Origin of the sequence: Mycobacterium sp. DL (assembly GCF_039729195.1) — a bacterium.
GTDB classification, from domain to species: Bacteria; Actinomycetota; Actinomycetes; order Mycobacteriales; family Mycobacteriaceae; genus Mycobacterium; species Mycobacterium hippocampi_A.
Genome location: NZ_CP155796.1, coordinates 1,138,700 through 1,155,179, shown reverse-complemented (window position 1 = coordinate 1,155,179; position 16,480 = coordinate 1,138,700). Strand labels below are relative to the sequence as shown.

The window sequence follows — 16,480 nt, the reverse complement described above, 5'->3', positions numbered from 1 at the left end:
AAAGCTACCAATCGGGAGGCATCGCTGCTCGGTTATCAGATCTCGGCGATGATTTCCTGTCGCTTGGCGGTGTACTCGGCCTCGGAGATCGAACCGGTGGCCCGTAGCGTGTCGAGTCGCTGCAGACGTTCGGAGGTCGTCGGTTCGGCGGGCGGCACGTACGGCGCTGCTGCGGGCACCGGCGGGGGCATGGCCTGCTGTGCGGCCGCGTGCCGCACGATGGTCTGCACCTGTTGGCGGGCAGCAGGATTCGATCGAAGGTCCACCATGTCGTCCATGGCGATGTGGTTCGCCTTGAGCACCTGGAGGATCTCCATAAGCGGCTCGGCCTGGCCGGTGAGGTCGTAGGTCCGGCCGTCCTCGGCCACGCTGAAGGTGGCGGGCATCAGCCCGCTCACCAAAGCGCTTCGCTGCCAATCGATCTGATAGTCGTGGGTCACCGGGTCGACCAGTGCGACGAGCTTGCGGCTGGTGATCATCGGCAGCCGCGACACCGACGCGATCACCTGGTCCTGGGTCGAGAACGGCGTGATGCCGGGGCCGGAGACCTGGAGGTCGAGCTTGACCAACGGCTGATCGTTGATCCGGGAGTTGGTCTCGTGGATACCGACGACCTGCGCCAGAGCCAGCACACCGGAGGTCTCCAGCGCCTGCGTCTTCGCGGCCTTCTTCGAGCGGAAGCCCGTGATCGCCAGCGCAATCAGGACGTCGACCGCGGTGATCAGCAGACCCGTCCAGAACATCCAGCTCAGCAGCGGGTCCGCGCCCGCGGCGAAGTAGATGACCAGGAAGATCGGGCCGACGATGCCGCACAGCAGGACAAAGAGCTGGACACGCACGTATTGCCAGAACGTGGACATGGTCAGATTATGACCACCGCGGCCCGATCAGGCTCAGGATCCGGCGTTGACCTCGATCTGGTTTGCGACCGGGTCCTGGATCTCGACAGGCTCGACGAGCTGGTAGAGGGGCAGCGTCCAGGAGTCGAGCGCGCCGGCGCTGCGCGCATAGCTGGTGTGCACTGCCACCGCCGCCGGGTTCATCGTGTCCTCGGCGTCGGGGTCGTAGTCGCACACCGCGTCACCGAGATCGCACACGCTGATCGTCCTGCTGCCCATGGTCACGGGAAGCGGCGCGGGTGCGTGGGCGAGGATCGGCCAATCCTGGGCGACGCCCTTGCCCGCGCCCAGGACCGATGTGGCCGATCCCAGGTTGATCGTCGGGTCCTGCGGCAGCCGGTCGCCGTCGGCGATCAGCAGCGCCGCAGCCAGTTGCGGGTTCGCGTCCAGGGCATGCAGATTGCGGTGCACCACCATGGCGCCCTGCGAGTAACCGGCCAGCACCACCTGGGATGTCGGGCACTGAGTGACGAACGTGTGGTACTGCGCAGCCAGCGCTGCGGCGCCGGTGTCGACACTGCCCATGAAATCGGCCCAGTCGAGGATGCCGCCGTCCTCGGGGACCTCGACCGCGGGGTACTCGACCGCTTCGGCGGTGATGGTGCGACCGTCCTGCTGCACCAGCTGCGCGAAGTCGCGGTAGGACTTGTGGACAACCCGGCCCATGCCGCCGTCGCCGGCCAGTGCCCCGGCGCGCTCACCGGAACCGGCGGCGCCGATCCAGTGGACGTCAGGGCAGGCGGGCTGCGCGGACGCGGGTCCGGCCAGCCCGACCAGGGCGGCGCCGCCCAGGACGGCGGCGCTTGCGAGTGCGGTGATGGAATTGCTTCGCTTCAACATGTCCTCTTACTTGATCCCCCGGCCAACCCCTCGACAGCCGTCGAGAGATACATCGGCCTGTTCAGCGCACGCGTTACAGCACGCGCGCAGAAACGACAGTGGCGCCCACCCTTTCGGGTGAGCGCCACTGACGTTGGCTGGAACCTAGATCACTTGTTGATCTTGGTGACCCGGCCGGCGCCGACGGTACGGCCGCCCTCGCGAATCGCGAAGCGCAGACCCTCGTCCATGGCGACGGGCTGAATCAGCTTGACGGAGATGTCGGTGTTGTCACCGGGCATCACCATCTCGGTGCCCTCGGGGAGGGTCACGACGCCGGTCACGTCCGTGGTGCGGAAGTAGAACTGCGGACGGTAGTTGTTGAAGAACGGCGTGTGACGGCCGCCTTCGTCCTTGGACAGGATGTAGACGCTGCCGTCGAACTCGGTGTGCGGGGTGGTGGTGCCCGGCTTGATGACGACCTGGCCGCGCTCCACGTCCTCGCGCTTGATGCCGCGCAGCAGCAGACCGACATTGTCGCCGGCCTGACCCTGGTCGAGCAGCTTGCGGAACATCTCCACACCGGTGACCGTGGTCTTGGTGCTGGTCGGCTTGATGCCGACGATCTCGACTTCCTCGTTCACGTTGACCACGCCGCGCTCGACACGACCGGTGACCACGGTGCCGCGGCCGGTGATCGTGAAGACGTCCTCGACGGGCATCAGGAACGGCTTGTCGGTGTCACGCACCGGATCCGGGATCGACTCGTCGACCGCGTCCATCAGATCCTCGACGGACTTGACCCACTCCGGATCGCCCTCGAGCGCCTTGAGCGCCGAGACCTTGACCACGGGGGCTTCCTCGTCGAAGTCCTGGGCGGCCAGCAGTTCGCGGACCTCCAGTTCGACGAGCTCGATGAGCTCCTCGTCGTCGACCATGTCGGCCTTGTTCAGCGCGACCAGGATGTAGGGCACGCCGACCTGACGCGCCAGCAGCACGTGCTCGCGGGTCTGGGGCATGGGGCCGTCAGTGGCGGCGACCACCAGGATTGCGCCGTCCATCTGGGCGGCACCGGTGATCATGTTCTTGATGTAGTCAGCGTGACCGGGGGCGTCGACGTGCGCGTAGTGACGCTTCTCGGTCTGGTACTCCACGTGGGAGATGTTGATCGTGATACCGCGCTGACGCTCCTCAGGCGCATTGTCGATCTGGTCGAATGCGCGCGATTCGTTCAACGCGGGGTACTTGTCGTGCAGAACCTTGGTGATTGCTGCAGTCAGCGTGGTCTTGCCGTGGTCAACGTGACCGATGGTCCCGATGTTGACGTGCGGCTTCGTCCGCTCGAACTTCGCCTTCGCCACTGTGGTGTCCTCCTGGACTGTGTTGGTGCTTCTTCTAAAGCAGTGTTGATGTTTTCAGTTGTGTGGTCCCGCCGGACGACGGGGTCCGGTTTACTGACCCGTCGCCTTCGCGATGATCTCCTTCGACACGGCCGCCGGAACTTCGGCGTACGAATCGAAAACCATGGAGTAGTTCGCCCGGCCCTGGGTCTTCGACCGCAGGTCTCCGACGTAGCCGAACATCTCCGACAGCGGCACATGCGCCTTGACGACGCGAGCGCCGCTGCGCTCCTCCATGGCCTGGATCTGACCACGGCGGGAGTTCAGGTCACCGATCACTTCACCCATGTAATCCTCGGGCGTCGTGACCTCGACGGCCATCACTGGCTCCAGGATGACCGGCTGTGCCTGTGCGGCAGCCTTTTTCATGACCTGGGAGCCGGCGACCTTGAAGGCCATTTCCGAAGAGTCCACCTCGTGGTAGGCGCCGTCGAGCAGCGTCAGCTTGACGTTGACCAACGGGTAACCGGCCAGCACGCCGTACTGCATGGCGTCCTGCGCACCGGCATCCACCGACGGGATGTACTCGCGCGGGATGCGGCCACCGGTGACCTTGTTCTCGAACTCGTAGGTCGCACCATCTTCGCCGGAGAACGGCTCGATGCTGACCAGCACCTTCGCGAACTGGCCGGAGCCACCCGTCTGCTTCTTGTGGGTGAACTCGACCTTCTCGACCGTGCGCTTGATGGTCTCCTTGTAGGCCACCTGCGGCTTGCCGACGTTGGCCTCGACCTTGAACTCGCGGCGCATCCGGTCCACCAGGATGTCCAGGTGCAGCTCGCCCATGCCGCCGATGACGGTCTGGCCGGTCTCCTGGTCCAGGTGCACCTTGAAGGTCGGATCCTCTTCGGCCAACTTCTGGATCGAGAGGCTCAGCTTCTCCTGGTCGCTCTTGGTCTTGGGCTCGATGGCCACCTCGATCACCGGATCGGGGAACGTCATCGACTCCAGCACGACCTGGTCGCTGGAATCCGACAGCGTGTCACCTGTCGTGGTGTCCTTCAGACCGATCACCGCGTAGATGTGGCCGGCCGATGCGGTCTCCACCGGGTTCTCTTTGTTGGAGTGCATCTGGAACAGCTTGCCCAGGCGCTCCTTCTTGCCCTTGGTCGCGTTGACGACCTGCGAGCCGGAGTCGACCTTGCCCGAGTACACCCGGACGTAGGTGAGCTTGCCGAAGAACGGGTGCGTCGCAACCTTGAACGCCAGTGCCGAGAACGGCTCGTCGGTCGACGGCCTGCGCGTGACCAGCTCGTCTTCCTTGCCCGGGACGTGGCCCGTGACGGATTCGACGTCCAGCGGCGAGGGCAGGTAGTCGATCACCGCGTCGAGCATGGGCTGCACGCCCTTGTTCTTGAACGCGCTGCCGCACAGCACCAGGTACGCCTCGGAGTTGATGGTGAGCTTGCGCAGCGCACCCTTGATCTCCTCGATGGACAGCTGCTCGCCGCCGAAGTACTTCTCCAGCAGCGACTCGTCGGTCTCGGCGACCGCTTCGAGCAGCTTGGTGCGGTACTCGTCGGCCTTGTCCTGCAGTTCGGCCGGGATGTCGATGGTCTCGTAGGTCTCACCGAGCTTGGTCTCGCCGCGCCAGACCTTGGCCTTCATCTCGACCAGGTCGACGATGCCCTCGAAGTCGCCTTCGGAGCCGATCGGGAGCTGGATCGGGATGACGTTGGCGCCCAGGCGTTCTTCCATGGTGCGCACCGAGAAGTAGAAGTCCGCGCCGATCTTGTCCATCTTGTTGACGAAACAGATACGGGGAACGTCGTACTTGTCGGCTTGGCGCCACACCTGCTCGGACTGCGGCTCGACACCCTCCTTGCCGTCGAAGACGGCAACGGCACCATCGAGAACCCGCAGCGAACGCTCCACCTCGACGGTGAAGTCGACGTGCCCGGGGGTGTCGATGATGTTGATCTGGTTGTCGTTCCAGAAGCAGGTGGTCGCAGCGGAGGTGATGGTGATGCCCCGCTCCTGCTCCTGCTCCATCCAGTCCATCGTGGCGGCGCCGTCGTGCACCTCACCGATCTTGTAGCTGATACCGGTGTAGTAGAGGATGCGCTCGGTCGTCGTCGTCTTACCGGCATCGATGTGCGCCATGATGCCGATGTTGCGGACCTTGGTCAGGTCAGTCAGCACGTCCTGTGCCACGGCTAGATTCCCACTCTTTCGCTTGCTCGGTTGCTGTCTTCAAAACGCCTGCGGTCACACCGCAGCAGGCGTGAAATCACCAGCGGTAGTGTGCGAAGGCCCGGTTCGCCTCGGCCATCTTGTGGGTGTCCTCACGTCGCTTGACGGCGGCACCCAGGCCATTGCTCGCGTCGAGGATCTCGTTGGCGAGCCGCTCGACCATGGTCTTCTCGCGACGTGCCTTCGAGAAGCTGACCAGCCAGCGCAGCGCCAGCGTGGTCGAACGCTCCGGACGCACCTCGACGGGCACCTGGTAGGTGGCGCCACCGACACGGCGGCTGCGAACCTCGAGGGCCGGCTTGACGTTGTCCAGAGCGCGCTTGAGGGTGACGACCGGATCGGTGCCGGTCTTGTCGCGAGCCTGTTCGAGCGCACCATAAACAATGCGCTCGGCCAGCGATTTCTTCCCGTCCAGCAGAACCTTGTTCACCAGCTGGGTGACCAGTTGCGACCCGTAGACCGGGTCGTTGACCAACGGCCGCTTCGGCGCGGGCCCCTTGCGCGGCATTAGCTCTTCTCCTTCTTGGCGCCGTAACGGCTGCGTGCTTGCTTGCGGTTCTTGACGCCCTGGGTGTCGAGCGAACCGCGGATGATCTTGTAGCGCACACCGGGGAGGTCCTTCACGCGACCGCCGCGCACCAGCACCATCGAGTGCTCCTGCAGGTTGTGGCCCTCGCCCGGGATGTAGGCGGTGACCTCGACCTGGCTGGTCAGCTTCACGCGCGCGACCTTACGAAGCGCGGAGTTCGGCTTCTTCGGGGTCGTGGTGTACACGCGAGTGCACACGCCGCGGCGCTGCGGGCTCCCCTTGAGGGCCGCCGTCTTCACCTTGGCGATCTTGTCGCGGCGACCCTTGCGGACCAGCTGGTTGATGGTTGGCATGTACCGGCTTCCTGTGTAGCTCGTCGTTACTTCTGAAGTTCTCGTGTCCTGCAGTTTTGCCCCGCCGGGTCACCCCGGGGCCGGGCGTGTCGCATGCGGCCGCCGAGGAAAATACCGAGGCTATGCCTGCATTTCCAAACCATGGCGGACATGCGAAGTTGCCCGGCGTGCAGGCATGCTCGTGACTCGCAAGAACCACAAGCGCCTTATCTGCCAGGCACGATCGTCCACGATACCAGTCCGGACCGCGCCGCTCCAAACCCGCCAATCTGGGGATCGTTGCAGGTCAGCGCCACCGTCCGGATGTTCACCGACTTCGCATGCCGGCCGCCAGCCTCATCACCATGTCGGTGAAGACCCTGTCGGTGTCGATTCCGGCCATCACCCCGGTCATCTCCAGGAGGACGAACCCGTGCATCGCCGACCAGAACTCCAGCGCGGCGAAAAACGCCGCCTCGGCGTCCAGGTCGTAGGCGGCCAGCACCGAGATCACAGGTTCTGCCGCGGACCTGGTGGCCTCGGTGAACTCGGGGTCGTCGCCGCCGAGAGGCATCCGGGTGAAGGCGGAGTATCGGCCCGGGTGATGGTGCGCATAGCTGCGGTAGGCGCCGGCCATCACCATGACCGCGTCGTCGGGCGGCCGGCCCTGGCCCACGGTGTTGAGCATGTCGATGATGTCGCCGACCACCCGCATCCGCACCGTCCGGCGCAGGTCATCGAGGCTGTGCACGTGGTTGTACAGCGACGGTCCCTTGGTGCCCAGCTGATTGGCCAGCGCATTGATCGTCAGTGCATCCCAACCTTCACGGTCGAGGAACGTCAGCGCGGCGTTGACGATGGCGTCACGACTCAGCCTCGCCGAACGCGGCGGCCGAGTTGCCATCTCGCCAGTCTCCTTCAGGTCAGTCATATGCCCCTGTCGAAGATCAGCGGGTCAGCGAAACTCTAGCCTCTCGCGATCGCTGCGACCGTTCACTGTCAGTTCACCCGCTGCTGACTCAACGCGGCGAGCTGCTCGATGACCGAGCAGAGATCGGGCAGCGTGGCGGAGTTCAAGGTCTGGATCGACCACGTGATCACATCGCCGCCCTTGGCGACATAGATGCTGCAGGCGGTTTCGTCCCACGCCTTGAAACCCTTGTTGCCGTCCATCGTCAGTTCGGTGAGCGTGCGGCCGGCCAGCTCTTCGAGCTCGCGCTCGGTATCCATGTCGCTGCCGCGGTACCACCACGTCGAGATCCCCATGCCGGCACCGAGTCCGTCGATCCCGGTGTTCTCCTGCCAGAAGCACCCTGAGTCGCTGACCACGGCCGGAACGAAGGACTGCGACCCGGCCGCCTTGTCGACGTCGGCGTCGGTGATCCCGTTGCAGTCCACGCTCTGGAAACCGTCGCCGGAAACCCGAGGTGCCGATTCGCCGCCCGCGGAACCGGGCGGCGCGGACTCTCCGCACCCGGCCAGTGCCACCACCGAAAGGGCGACGAAGGCCCGGGCCACCGATGCCACGACGGCCACGTCACATGTCCGAACGCAGCGTCGCCGACAGGAGCTTCTCGGCGTCCGCGCACGGGTCACCCGTGGGCTGACCACGGAATTGCACCCACCAGCTCAACACGCCCGTCCCCGCCGCGGCGGTGGCCGAGCAGGCAGCGCCGGTGGTGTCCCGACGCGCCGAGAACGCGTCGTGGCGTTCGATGACGATCTCGTTGAGCTCCGCCCCGCGCGCAGTGAGCAACTCACGCTCGCGGTCGAGGTCGCCGGTGTCGAACCAGGAGAACGTGACGTCGATCGTCTCCGCGCCGGATCTGCGGGTCAGGATGTACTGGCACACCGCGCCGCTGTAGGGCCGCGTCACGTCGTCGGCGCCGAGGGTGGCCTGCACCGTGGAGTCGTCGAGCAGCCCGCAGCGGTCGTCGACGTAGCCGTAGCTTCGTTCGGGATCGGGGACCCCGGAATCCGCTCGCTGCGCTGTGCCGCCGACGGTCTGCGAACACGCTGTGGCCATCGTCGCCGTGACGGCCACGATGAGCACCTGTCCGACCCGTCGACGCATCACCGCTCACGCTACCGAGCGCACCCCGCCAAGGCGACTCATACCGAGCGCCGATGCCCATCGGGCGAACACCGCCGAACCGGGCATCACGACGTCGTAGGCTTCGAGTTGTTCGTGGCGACGTGAAGGGATCACCGTGACTTCAATTGGGCGGGTGCTGGGCGCGAGTGTGATGGCTGCGTCAGCGGTGCTGGCGACCGTGGCGCCGGTGGCACAGGCCGAGAACGGCGACACCCACATCACCGGTCAGGGTGTCGTCCGGACCGTCGACTGCCGGAACGCGACGCTGATCGTGGTGGGCACCGGCAATCAGATCAACGCGCTGGGAAGCTGCTGGGCGGTCTCGGTGCAGGGCTCGTCGAACGTGATCATCGCCGACAACGTGGTCAACGACATCACGGTCTACGGCTGGGACCAGACGGTGTTCTACAAGAACGGCGCGCCCATCGTCTGGGATCGCGGCCGTGAGCTGGGAATGACCAATCGGGTCAACAGGGTGGCTGCGTGAGGGCCGCGGACCGGATCGTCGGCTGGGTGGGCGTCGCTGCGGCCTCGGCGACTCTTGGGTTGACCGCGTGCGGATCGAACAGCCAGGACACCTCAGATCCCTCGGCGACGGCGGGGTCTGACGGCGCCCAGGTGGAGATCGGCAACACCATCAACTACGGATCCTTCGGCACCACCGCGGACATCGACTGCGCGGACGGCAAGTCGCTCAACGTCGGCGGATCCAACAACACGCTGACGGTCACCGGCACCTGCGCCAACGTCAACATCGGCGGAGCCGACAACCGGATCACCTTCGAACGGGTCGACAGCGAGCTGTCGGTGGTCGGCTTGAACAACACCGTCACCTATCGCGACGGCGATCCGACCGTCAACGACACCGGCAGCAACAACAGCGTCACCAAGGGCTGAGCTCAGCGCGGGGCGCCGTGGCGGCCCGCGCCCTCGGCGAAACGTGCTGCGCCCTCGAGCGATTCCGCCGCCACCCGCGACATGCTGCCGAACTCGAAGTCCATCGCGTCGGCCTCCGACTGACCCCACTGCGTCATCGCCGAGCGGCGATCCGCACGCAGACACTGCTGGGGCAGCGCGGCCAGTTCAGCCGCCAGCTCCTCGGCTCGCTGCCGCGATTCACCCTGGGGCACAACGCGGTTGGCCAGTCCGATGGCCAGGGCCTCGGCGGCGTCGACGGCGCGGCCGGTCAGTATCAGATCCATCGCGCGGCTGTGCCCGATCAGTCGGGGTAGCCGCACCGTGCCGCCGTCGATCAGGGGGACGCCCCAGCGGCGACAGAACACCCCCATGACGGCGTCCTGTTCGACCACCCGCAGGTCGCACCACAGCGCGAGTTCCAGTCCGCCGGCGACGGCGTGGCCGGCGACCGCGGCGATCACGGGTTTGGACAGCGTCAGCCGACTCGGCCCCATCGGCCCCATTCCGGTGCGGTGTACCGGGTTGCCGTCCGGGGTGCCGATCGCCTTGAGATCAGCTCCGGCACAGAAGGTTCCGTTGTCACCCCACAGGACAGCCACCGAGGCGGTGTCGTCTCGGTCGAACTCCTCGAACGCGGCGCACAGTTCCCGCGCGGCGGCACCGTTGACGGCGTTGCGCGCCGACGGTCGATTCATGATCACCGTCGTCACCGCGCCGGCGCGCTCGGTACGCACGCCACCTGATCCACTCATCGAACCTCCGCGAGTTCCACACCATCACGCCGCGCGACCAGTTCGGCGGCAAAAACTTCGTACGCGTCCCGCAGGGCGGCACCCGGCCAGCCCTTGGGCAACAACTCATCGGGCAGCACCGGGTCGGTCAGCAGGTGCCGCACCATCGAGGCGGCGACGACGAACCGTGCCGGCACGTCACCCGCCCCGGCCATCGCCGCCAGCAGCTCGCGGCCGGCGTCCGCCCACCCCGTCAGATCCCAGAGTCGGGTGGCGAGCTCGACGGGCGCGTCATCGTGCGACCGCAGTAGCCGGACCTGCTCGGTGATCTCGTCGCCGAGATGGACCTCGACGTTGTGGGGACGCATCCACACACCCTCGCGGAGCTCGGCGAAGCGCTTGTCCTGCAGCGTGTTCCGTAGCGCGGCGCGGGTCCGCGGCTCAGTGCCGACGCTGGTGATCACCGCCGTCGTCCAGGTGCCGTCCCACGGCTGCCGGCGTGGGTTGATCGCATCGTCCTGGCGCCGCTGACGTGCCAGCAGGCGGTCCGAGAGCCGGTACCCGTCCGCAGAGCGCACCAGATCCCCCGCCCCGACCATCCGCGTCAGCGCCACCCGCACCGTCGATTCCCTGATCCCGAAATCACTGGTGAGCAGCAGCAGTTCGGCAGCGCTCGCCGAAGCCGGATGTGCGCCGAGAAGCACGCTCAACACCACCGAGCGGGCCGTCATCCGCGACACCCCTAGACCCCAGAGGTGGTGCGACCGTGGTCGCCGAACGGTTCGTCGCGACGGCGAACCGCATCTCGGAAGCCGTGCTCGCGGGCGTCGGCGACGAAGGCGTGACCCTCGGGCGTGTGGCGGGCGACGCCGTCGAACACCGTCGAGACCATGGCGCTGTTGGTCACCCCCTGGTTGTACAGCGCGCTGTTCAACGCCAGCTTGACCATCATCAGCTGGTTGACCGGGACCGCGGCGATCCGCTCGACCAGTCGTTCCGTGCGCTCATCGAGGTCGGCGGGGTCGGGGGCCTCCACCGCGAGACCCCACTCGGCGGCCTGGGCTCCGCTGATGCAATCACCGGTCAGCAGAAGGCGTTTGGCACGCTGGTCGCCGAGTCGGTGCGCCCACAGTCCGGCGGCGGGCACCCCCCACACCCTCGTCGGTGGGTAGCCGATCTTGGCGTCGGAAGCGGCGATGACCTGATCGGCGTGCAGCGCGATGTCGGTGCCGCCGGCCACGCAGTAGCCGTGGATCTTGACCACCGTCGGCTTGTCGGCGTGCATCAGGCTGGCGAACCCGCGCACGAACCGGCTCATCATCTGGTAGTCGATCATCGGGTCCCAGGGCTGGTCAGGCAGGTGGTTGACCGCCTGGGTGCGACCGGACAGCACGGTGTCCCGATACGGGTTGCCGCCGCCCGCCGACGACGAGCCCTCGGCGTAGGCCGACAGGTCGAAGCCCGCGCAGAATCCGGCGCCGCGGCCGGACACCAGGATCACGTGAACGGCTGGGTCGAGGTCGGCACGTTCCACCAACGCCGAGAGCTCCAGCGGGGTGTCGGCGATGATCGCGTTGCCCTTCTCGGGACGGTTGAACGTGATTCGGGCAACCCGGCCGGTGACCTCGTAGGTCATCGTCTTCAGGTTGTCGAAGTCGACGGGTCTGATCGCGTGCGTCATGACTTGATCTCCGCCCGCTCGAGGATCGGCGCCAGATCCAGACCCGTGGGCAGCGTTCCGAACGCCCCGCCCCACGCTTCGCCGAGCCTGCTGGCCAGGAACGCCTCGGCCACGGCGGGATGCCCGTGGCGCACCAGCAACGAACCCTGCAATGCCAGCGAGATGTCCTCGGCGATCTTGCGGGCGCGGTACTGAAGGCTCGCGAGGTCTTCTCCCAGCGTCTCGCGCACCGCGCTGACATGGGCGTCCAGCCGCCGATCCTGGCCGGCTGTGACGTCGAGTTCGTCGAACAGCACTTCGATGCATTCGGGCCGGGTTGCGATGGCGCGCAACGTGTCCAGCGCACTGACGTTGCCCGAGCCCTCCCAGATGCCCATCAGCGGGGCCTCTCGGTAGAGCCTCGGCATTCCCGACTCCTCGACGTAGCCGTTGCCGCCGAGACACTCCATCGCTTCGGCGGCGTGGGGCGTTGCGCGCTTGCACACCCAGTACTTGGCCGCCGCCAGCCCGATCCGCCGGAGCAGCGTCTCGCGGTCGTCGCCGCGCACCGCCCGGTCGGTGGCACCGGCCATTCTCATTGCCAGCATGGTCGCCGCCTCCGCCTCGACGGCCAGATCGGCGAGCACGTTGCGCATCAGCGGCTGGTCGATCAGATACGCGCCGAACGCCTTTCGGTGTTGGGCATGGTGGATCGCCCGCATCAACCCGGTACGCATGCTGGTGGCGCTGCCGAGTGTGCAATCCAGCCTCGTCAGGTTGACCATCTCGATGATGGTCGGAACGCCGCGGCCCTCCTCCCCCACCAACCATGCTGTGGCACCGTCGTATTCGACCTCGCTGGAGGCGTTGGCGTGGTTGCCCAGCTTGTCCTTGAGTCGCTGCAGGAACATCCGGTTGCGGGTGCCGTCGGGCAACACCCGCGGCAGGAAGAGGCAACTCAGACCGCCGGGCGCCTGGGCGAGCACCAGGAAGATGTCGCACATCGGTGCCGACGTGAACCATTTGTGACCGGTCAGCCGGTACGTGCCGTCCCCGTTGGGAGTCGCCTGGGTGGTGCCCGCGCGGACATCCGAGCCGCCCTGCTTCTCGGTCATCGACATCCCCGCAGTGATGCCCGCCTTGGTCGAGGGCACCGCGAGTTTGGGGTCGTACGTGCGACTGGTCAGCAGCGGCTCGTAGAGCGCCGCGAGGTCCGGATTGTGCCGCAGCGCAGGCACCACGGCGTACGTCATCGAGATCGGGCAGACGTGACCGGGCTCCGGCGTCCACACCGACGTCTTCGCCGCGCGGACGACGTGCGCTCCCACTCGGTCGTCGGCCCACGGCGCGGCGTGCAGGCCGTGGCCCACCGCGACGGTCATCAACTCGTGGTAGGCCGGGTCGTATTCGACCTCGTCGATCCGGTGACCATATCGGTCGTGGGTGCGCAGGATCGGCTGGTGGCGATCGGCCAACTCGCCCCATCGCTGGGCGCGCGGACTGCCCGCGAGCGCGCCCAACTGCGCTACGTCGTCGACTCCCCACTCTCCGCCCTCGCGGATCAGCGCCTCGGCCAACACCGGCGATGTGGCCGGGTTGTAGTTCTCCAGCGGGGGGACCTGATTGGTGACGACGTGGGTGCCCGCGGACTCTGCTGCCATGCGACCCACTGTTACATTTATTCGACGGTCACACAAGAACTTGTAACACCGGGGGTGTCGGTCAGCCGGCGTCGCCGCCGGTCGTACCAACCGAGAAGGGTGATCACCACCGCGGCCAGTAACCATCCGAGAAGCAGATCGATCACATAGTGCTCGGCGGTGTAGACCAGCGTGAACGCCATGATCAGCGGATACGCCACCAGAAGCGGGCGCCAGGCGCGGTGCACGCGGTGCCACAGGAAGGCCGCCAGCGCGGCCGACATCCCGGCGTGCAGTGACGGGATCGCGGCGACCAGGTTGACGCTGGCCTGCCCCTGATCAAGAAGCGCAGTGGCCGAGTGCAGGTTCAGGTTGCCCCAACCGCGACCGACGATGCGCTCGATCCAGCCGTTGGCGCCGTCCTGCGTGGTCTGCATGGCACCCAGGACGCCACCGTCGGACGCTTCGCGGGCGGACCTGAACATGCAGCGTGGGCCGGACGGTCCACCCTCGACATCGGCGGCCGTGCATCGCGCAGCAGCCCAGGGTGGCGCCGCCGGCAGCAGCACGTAGATCACCAGTGCGACCAAGTTCATGCCGACGAAAAGCCGGACGAACGCTTTCCACTCATCACGGTCACGTAGCCACAAGATGCCGGCGATCACGTAGGGCAGGATGAAAAACGACATGTAGACGCTGCTGATCACCACCTCCCACCAGGGAGGCTCCGGCTGTTTCAGGTGCTCCTGCAGCCATACGGTCGGCATGGTCCCGAAGAACATCAGGCGATCCATGTCGGCCGGCCAGTGCCACAGCGTGGGCCGCCCGACGAGGTCGGCCGCGCCCCTGCTCAGGTCGTAGGCGATCAACAGGAGCGCGAACGGCAGCCAGTCCCGCACCACGTAGAGAACCCGGCGGCCCTGTCCGATGCTGGCCGCGGCCAGGCCGGTGCAGATGTAGAGCAGCAGAAGTTCGCGGTTGAAGGCGAAACCGTCGGTGACGGTGCGCCAGACCACCACGGTCGCCCAGACCGCGATGGCCGCCCACCGCACGATGCGCAACCACCTGGTGCGCCGATTCGGCGGCGGGAGGTCGGTGTCCTCGACGTGCGTCAACACAATCGACGACTGGTCAATTGTGGACACATCGGCCTTTCGACGCGGGAAGGAGGGGAATTCCCGGGGTCAGCCTAATTAACCCAACGGCCACCCGCCGTTCAAGCCCGGTTCGGCTACCGAAGTGTGATCAACGCTCGAGCGCTAGCCGATGTGCTCCCGCAGGAACGCGATGTCGTCCTTACGGCCCTCGTCGGCGGTCTCGCAGATCACCGGGGCGTCGGCGGCCTTGACGACGGCGGCCAGCAGTTGCGGATCGATCTGGCCGGCGCCGAAGTTGGCGTGGCGGTCCGCGCCCGAACCCGCGGCGTCGCGCGAGTCGTTGCAGTGCACCAGGTCGATCCGGCCGGTGATCGCTTTGATCCGTTCGACGGCGTCGACCAGCGCCTCACCCGCCGCCCACGCGTGGCACGTGTCGAGGCAGAACCCGATACCCATGTCGCCGATGTGATCCCACAGTCGAGCGATCGTGTCGAAGTGCCGGGCCATCGCGTGGTCGCCGCCGGCGGTGTTCTCGAGATAGACGGGTACGTCGGTCTTCAGGCTCGCCAGCGCCTTGACCCAGCGCTCGAACCCGGCGTCCATGTCGTTGTCGTCGGCGTGCCCGCCGTGCACGATGACGGCAGTCGCGTTGATCGCCGACGCCGCGTCGCAGGTGTCCTGGAGGATCTTGCGGGACGGGATCCGCACCCGGTTGTTGGCCGACGCGACGTTGATCAGATACGGCGCGTGCACGTAGATCGGCATCGGCGAGGCCTTCAGCACCTCGGCGTCCTCCCTCGGCGGGGGCTTCTTCCAACTCTGCGGGTTGCCGAGGAAGAACTGCACGACGTCGGCGCCGTCAGCCTGCGCGGCGGCCAGGGGATCGTCACCGTGGACGTGGGAACCTATGAGCACGGCGTCGAGTCTAGTGACGGGGCCGGACACCCCGAGCGCGTAGCCGGGCACAATGCCGGTCATGGATCTCGGGTTCATCGGACTAGGCAACATGGGTCGGCCCATGGCCGCTCGACTCGTCGCCGCCGGGCACCGGGTCGTGGTCTACGACGCCCGGCCCGAGGCGGTGGCGGCTGCGGTCGCCCTCGGCGCGCTCGGCGCGCAGTCGGTCAAGGAGGTCGGCGACCGCGCGGACACCGTGCTGGCCAGCCTCCCCACTCCCGCGGTGTCCGAGCAGGTCGCGACCGGACCTGACGGGGTCATCGGCGGGAGCCGGATCACGCATTACATCGACCTGTCCACGGTGGGAAGCAATGTCGCCGAACACAATCACGGACTGTTCGCCGCACGCAGCATCGCGGCATTCGACGCCCCGGTCAGCGGCGGCGTCGCCGGGGCGGAGAAGGGCACGCTGGCGGTGATGGTCTCCGGCCCACGCAGCGAGTTCGACACGGTCGCCCCCGCGCTCGAGGCAATCGGCCGGCCGATCTTCGTCGGCGAGAAACCGGGCGCCGCTCAGACCATGAAGCTGATGAACAACCTGGTGGCCGCGACGACGTTGGCGGTGACCGCCGAGGTCATGGTGATGGGGGTGAAGGCCGGGCTCGAACCGCAGGCCATCCTCGACGTCCTCAACGCCGGATCCGGGGGCACCCACGCCAGCCGCGACAAGTTCCCCCGCGCAGTGCTGCCCCGTACCTTCGACTACGGCTTCGCGACCGGTCTCATGGTCAAGGACGTCCGGCTCTATCTGCGGGAGGCGGCAATGCTCGAGACCCCGACACCGATCGCCGACGCGGTGGGCGCACTCTGGGAGCAGACCATGGCCGCCCAGGGGGCCGACTCGGACTTCACGTCGGTGGTCAAACCGTACGAGGACGCCGCAGGGGTCATCGTGGAGGGCACCGGCGGCTAGAAGGGGCCGACCGTTCCGGTGCGGTAGCCGACGACTGCATCGTGATTCGGGTGCATGGTCAACCCACCGGGTTCGCCGCCTCGAGCACCCCGTCGGATCCGTCGGATACCTCGCAGATCACGCCGGTATCGGGCCGCGGGCGAGGCGCTTCGGCGCAGGATGGCGACGGCCACCGCGGCGATCACGACGATCACGACGATCACGACGATCACCGCTACGACAACCACCGCGGTCATGCGCGGATTTTACGCCGCGCCGAGGGTGCAGCCAATCGCACGAAAAAGCCCCCGCCTCCCG

General features: G+C 66.9%; 20 protein-coding genes. 3 read left to right on the top strand and 17 right to left on the bottom strand.

Annotated features, from left to right (window positions below; all coding sequences use genetic code 11):
- Window positions 1–35: 35 nt before the first annotated feature.
- From ABDC78_RS05540 to ABDC78_RS05495, 10 genes are all read right to left on the bottom strand, one after another.
- The gene (locus ABDC78_RS05540; RefSeq protein ID WP_178358745.1) at window positions 36–860 is read right to left on the bottom strand and encodes an SHOCT domain-containing protein; all 825 of its coding nucleotides are present in this window, start codon (window positions 858–860) and stop codon (window positions 36–38) included.
- A 33-nt stretch (window positions 861–893) separates the two neighbouring features.
- Window positions 894–1,739, bottom strand: coding sequence for a cutinase family protein (locus ABDC78_RS05535; RefSeq protein ID WP_178358744.1), 846 nt, complete (start codon window positions 1,737–1,739; stop codon window positions 894–896).
- 149 nt (window positions 1,740–1,888) lie between these two features.
- Entirely contained in the window at window positions 1,889–3,079 is a 1,191-nt protein-coding gene (gene tuf, locus ABDC78_RS05530; RefSeq protein WP_178358743.1) for an elongation factor Tu, read from the bottom strand.
- A gap of 90 nt (window positions 3,080–3,169) precedes the next feature.
- Window positions 3,170–5,221, bottom strand: coding sequence for an elongation factor G (gene fusA / locus ABDC78_RS05525; RefSeq protein WP_218620709.1), 2,052 nt, complete (start codon window positions 5,219–5,221; stop codon window positions 3,170–3,172).
- Between the two features lie 127 nt (window positions 5,222–5,348).
- Window positions 5,349–5,819 carry a 30S ribosomal protein S7 gene (gene rpsG / locus ABDC78_RS05520; protein ID WP_057166992.1) on the bottom strand — a complete coding sequence of 157 codons (471 nt, stop codon included), beginning with the start codon at window positions 5,817–5,819 and terminating at the stop codon, window positions 5,349–5,351.
- Window positions 5,819–6,193, bottom strand: coding sequence for a 30S ribosomal protein S12 (rpsL, locus tag ABDC78_RS05515; RefSeq protein WP_011558401.1), 375 nt, complete (start codon window positions 6,191–6,193; stop codon window positions 5,819–5,821). The genes rpsG and rpsL overlap by 1 nt, the downstream gene beginning before the upstream one ends.
- A gap of 307 nt (window positions 6,194–6,500) precedes the next feature.
- Window positions 6,501–7,076, bottom strand: coding sequence for a TetR/AcrR family transcriptional regulator (locus ABDC78_RS05510; RefSeq protein WP_178358741.1), 576 nt, complete (start codon window positions 7,074–7,076; stop codon window positions 6,501–6,503).
- A 95-nt stretch (window positions 7,077–7,171) separates the two neighbouring features.
- Entirely contained in the window at window positions 7,172–7,699 is a 528-nt protein-coding gene (locus ABDC78_RS05505) for a DUF3558 domain-containing protein (protein ID WP_347133338.1), read from the bottom strand.
- Between the two features lie 10 nt (window positions 7,700–7,709).
- Window positions 7,710–8,246, bottom strand: a complete 537-nt coding sequence (locus tag ABDC78_RS05500) for a DUF3558 domain-containing protein (RefSeq protein WP_178358740.1) — start codon at window positions 8,244–8,246, stop codon at window positions 7,710–7,712.
- A 6-nt stretch (window positions 8,247–8,252) separates the two neighbouring features.
- Window positions 8,253–8,381 (bottom strand): hypothetical protein, encoded by a 129-nt coding sequence (locus ABDC78_RS05495; RefSeq protein WP_256736053.1) that lies wholly within the window; start codon window positions 8,379–8,381, stop codon window positions 8,253–8,255.
- 37 nt (window positions 8,382–8,418) lie between these two features.
- On the opposite strand from ABDC78_RS05495, the gene ABDC78_RS05490 reads away from it, so the two are divergent.
- The gene (locus tag ABDC78_RS05490; protein ID WP_178358978.1) at window positions 8,419–8,754 is read left to right on the top strand and encodes a DUF3060 domain-containing protein; all 336 of its coding nucleotides are present in this window, start codon (window positions 8,419–8,421) and stop codon (window positions 8,752–8,754) included.
- The gene (locus tag ABDC78_RS05485) at window positions 8,751–9,164 is read left to right on the top strand and encodes a DUF3060 domain-containing protein (protein ID WP_178358739.1); all 414 of its coding nucleotides are present in this window, start codon (window positions 8,751–8,753) and stop codon (window positions 9,162–9,164) included. The genes ABDC78_RS05490 and ABDC78_RS05485 overlap by 4 nt, the downstream gene beginning before the upstream one ends.
- 2 nt (window positions 9,165–9,166) lie before the next feature.
- On the opposite strand, the gene ABDC78_RS05480 is transcribed toward ABDC78_RS05485, so the two are convergent.
- From ABDC78_RS05480 to ABDC78_RS05455, 6 genes are all read right to left on the bottom strand, one after another.
- Window positions 9,167–9,937 (bottom strand): crotonase/enoyl-CoA hydratase family protein, encoded by a 771-nt coding sequence (locus tag ABDC78_RS05480; protein WP_178358738.1) that lies wholly within the window; start codon window positions 9,935–9,937, stop codon window positions 9,167–9,169.
- On the bottom strand, window positions 9,934–10,656 hold the full coding sequence (locus ABDC78_RS05475; RefSeq protein ID WP_178358737.1) for a PaaX family transcriptional regulator C-terminal domain-containing protein: 723 nt from the start codon (window positions 10,654–10,656) through the stop codon (window positions 9,934–9,936). Before ABDC78_RS05475 ends, ABDC78_RS05480 begins: the two co-directional genes overlap by 4 nt.
- A 2-nt stretch (window positions 10,657–10,658) precedes the next feature.
- Window positions 10,659–11,597 (bottom strand): crotonase/enoyl-CoA hydratase family protein, encoded by a 939-nt coding sequence (locus ABDC78_RS05470; RefSeq protein WP_178358736.1) that lies wholly within the window; start codon window positions 11,595–11,597, stop codon window positions 10,659–10,661.
- Window positions 11,594–13,237 (bottom strand): acyl-CoA dehydrogenase family protein, encoded by a 1,644-nt coding sequence (locus ABDC78_RS05465; RefSeq protein ID WP_178358735.1) that lies wholly within the window; start codon window positions 13,235–13,237, stop codon window positions 11,594–11,596. The genes ABDC78_RS05470 and ABDC78_RS05465 overlap by 4 nt, the downstream gene beginning before the upstream one ends.
- 17 nt (window positions 13,238–13,254) lie before the next feature.
- Entirely contained in the window at window positions 13,255–14,361 is a 1,107-nt protein-coding gene (locus ABDC78_RS05460) for a phosphatase PAP2 family protein (RefSeq protein WP_178358734.1), read from the bottom strand.
- A 114-nt stretch (window positions 14,362–14,475) separates the two neighbouring features.
- The gene (locus ABDC78_RS05455) at window positions 14,476–15,228 is read right to left on the bottom strand and encodes a deoxyribonuclease IV (protein ID WP_178358977.1); all 753 of its coding nucleotides are present in this window, start codon (window positions 15,226–15,228) and stop codon (window positions 14,476–14,478) included.
- A 61-nt stretch (window positions 15,229–15,289) separates the two neighbouring features.
- On the opposite strand from ABDC78_RS05455, the gene ABDC78_RS05450 reads away from it, so the two are divergent.
- On the top strand, window positions 15,290–16,183 hold the full coding sequence (locus tag ABDC78_RS05450) for an NAD(P)-dependent oxidoreductase (protein ID WP_178358733.1): 894 nt from the start codon (window positions 15,290–15,292) through the stop codon (window positions 16,181–16,183).
- On the opposite strand, the gene ABDC78_RS05445 is transcribed toward ABDC78_RS05450, so the two are convergent.
- Window positions 16,180–16,419, bottom strand: coding sequence for a hypothetical protein (locus ABDC78_RS05445; RefSeq protein WP_178358732.1), 240 nt, complete (start codon window positions 16,417–16,419; stop codon window positions 16,180–16,182). The two genes, ABDC78_RS05450 and ABDC78_RS05445, sit on opposite strands and share 4 nt — an antisense overlap.
- Window positions 16,420–16,480 lie beyond the last annotated feature (61 nt).

Excerpts from the sequence above, each read along its gene's own strand:
- ABDC78_RS05490 (WP_178358978.1), top strand. The coding sequence starts at position 8,419 with ATGGCTGCGTCAGCGGTGCTGGCGACCGTGGCGCCGGTGGCACAGGCC.
- ABDC78_RS05450 (WP_178358733.1), top strand. The coding sequence starts at position 15,290 with ATGGATCTCGGGTTCATCGGACTAGGCAACATGGGTCGGCCCATGGCC.
- ABDC78_RS05535 (WP_178358744.1), bottom strand. The coding sequence starts at position 1,739 with ATGTTGAAGCGAAGCAATTCCATCACCGCACTCGCAAGCGCCGCCGTC.
- rpsG (WP_057166992.1), bottom strand. The coding sequence starts at position 5,819 with ATGCCGCGCAAGGGGCCCGCGCCGAAGCGGCCGTTGGTCAACGACCCG.
- fusA (WP_218620709.1), bottom strand. The coding sequence starts at position 5,221 with ATGGCGCACATCGATGCCGGTAAGACGACGACGACCGAGCGCATCCTC.
- ABDC78_RS05540 (WP_178358745.1), bottom strand. The coding sequence starts at position 860 with ATGTCCACGTTCTGGCAATACGTGCGTGTCCAGCTCTTTGTCCTGCTG.
- ABDC78_RS05470 (WP_178358736.1), bottom strand. The coding sequence starts at position 11,597 with ATGACGCACGCGATCAGACCCGTCGACTTCGACAACCTGAAGACGATG.
- ABDC78_RS05510 (WP_178358741.1), bottom strand. The coding sequence starts at position 7,076 with ATGGCAACTCGGCCGCCGCGTTCGGCGAGGCTGAGTCGTGACGCCATC.
- ABDC78_RS05480 (WP_178358738.1), bottom strand. The coding sequence starts at position 9,937 with ATGAGTGGATCAGGTGGCGTGCGTACCGAGCGCGCCGGCGCGGTGACG.
- rpsL (WP_011558401.1), bottom strand. The coding sequence starts at position 6,193 with ATGCCAACCATCAACCAGCTGGTCCGCAAGGGTCGCCGCGACAAGATC.
- ABDC78_RS05445 (WP_178358732.1), bottom strand. The coding sequence starts at position 16,419 with ATGACCGCGGTGGTTGTCGTAGCGGTGATCGTCGTGATCGTCGTGATC.
- ABDC78_RS05465 (WP_178358735.1), bottom strand. The coding sequence starts at position 13,237 with ATGGCAGCAGAGTCCGCGGGCACCCACGTCGTCACCAATCAGGTCCCC.
- ABDC78_RS05500 (WP_178358740.1), bottom strand. The coding sequence starts at position 8,246 with ATGCGTCGACGGGTCGGACAGGTGCTCATCGTGGCCGTCACGGCGACG.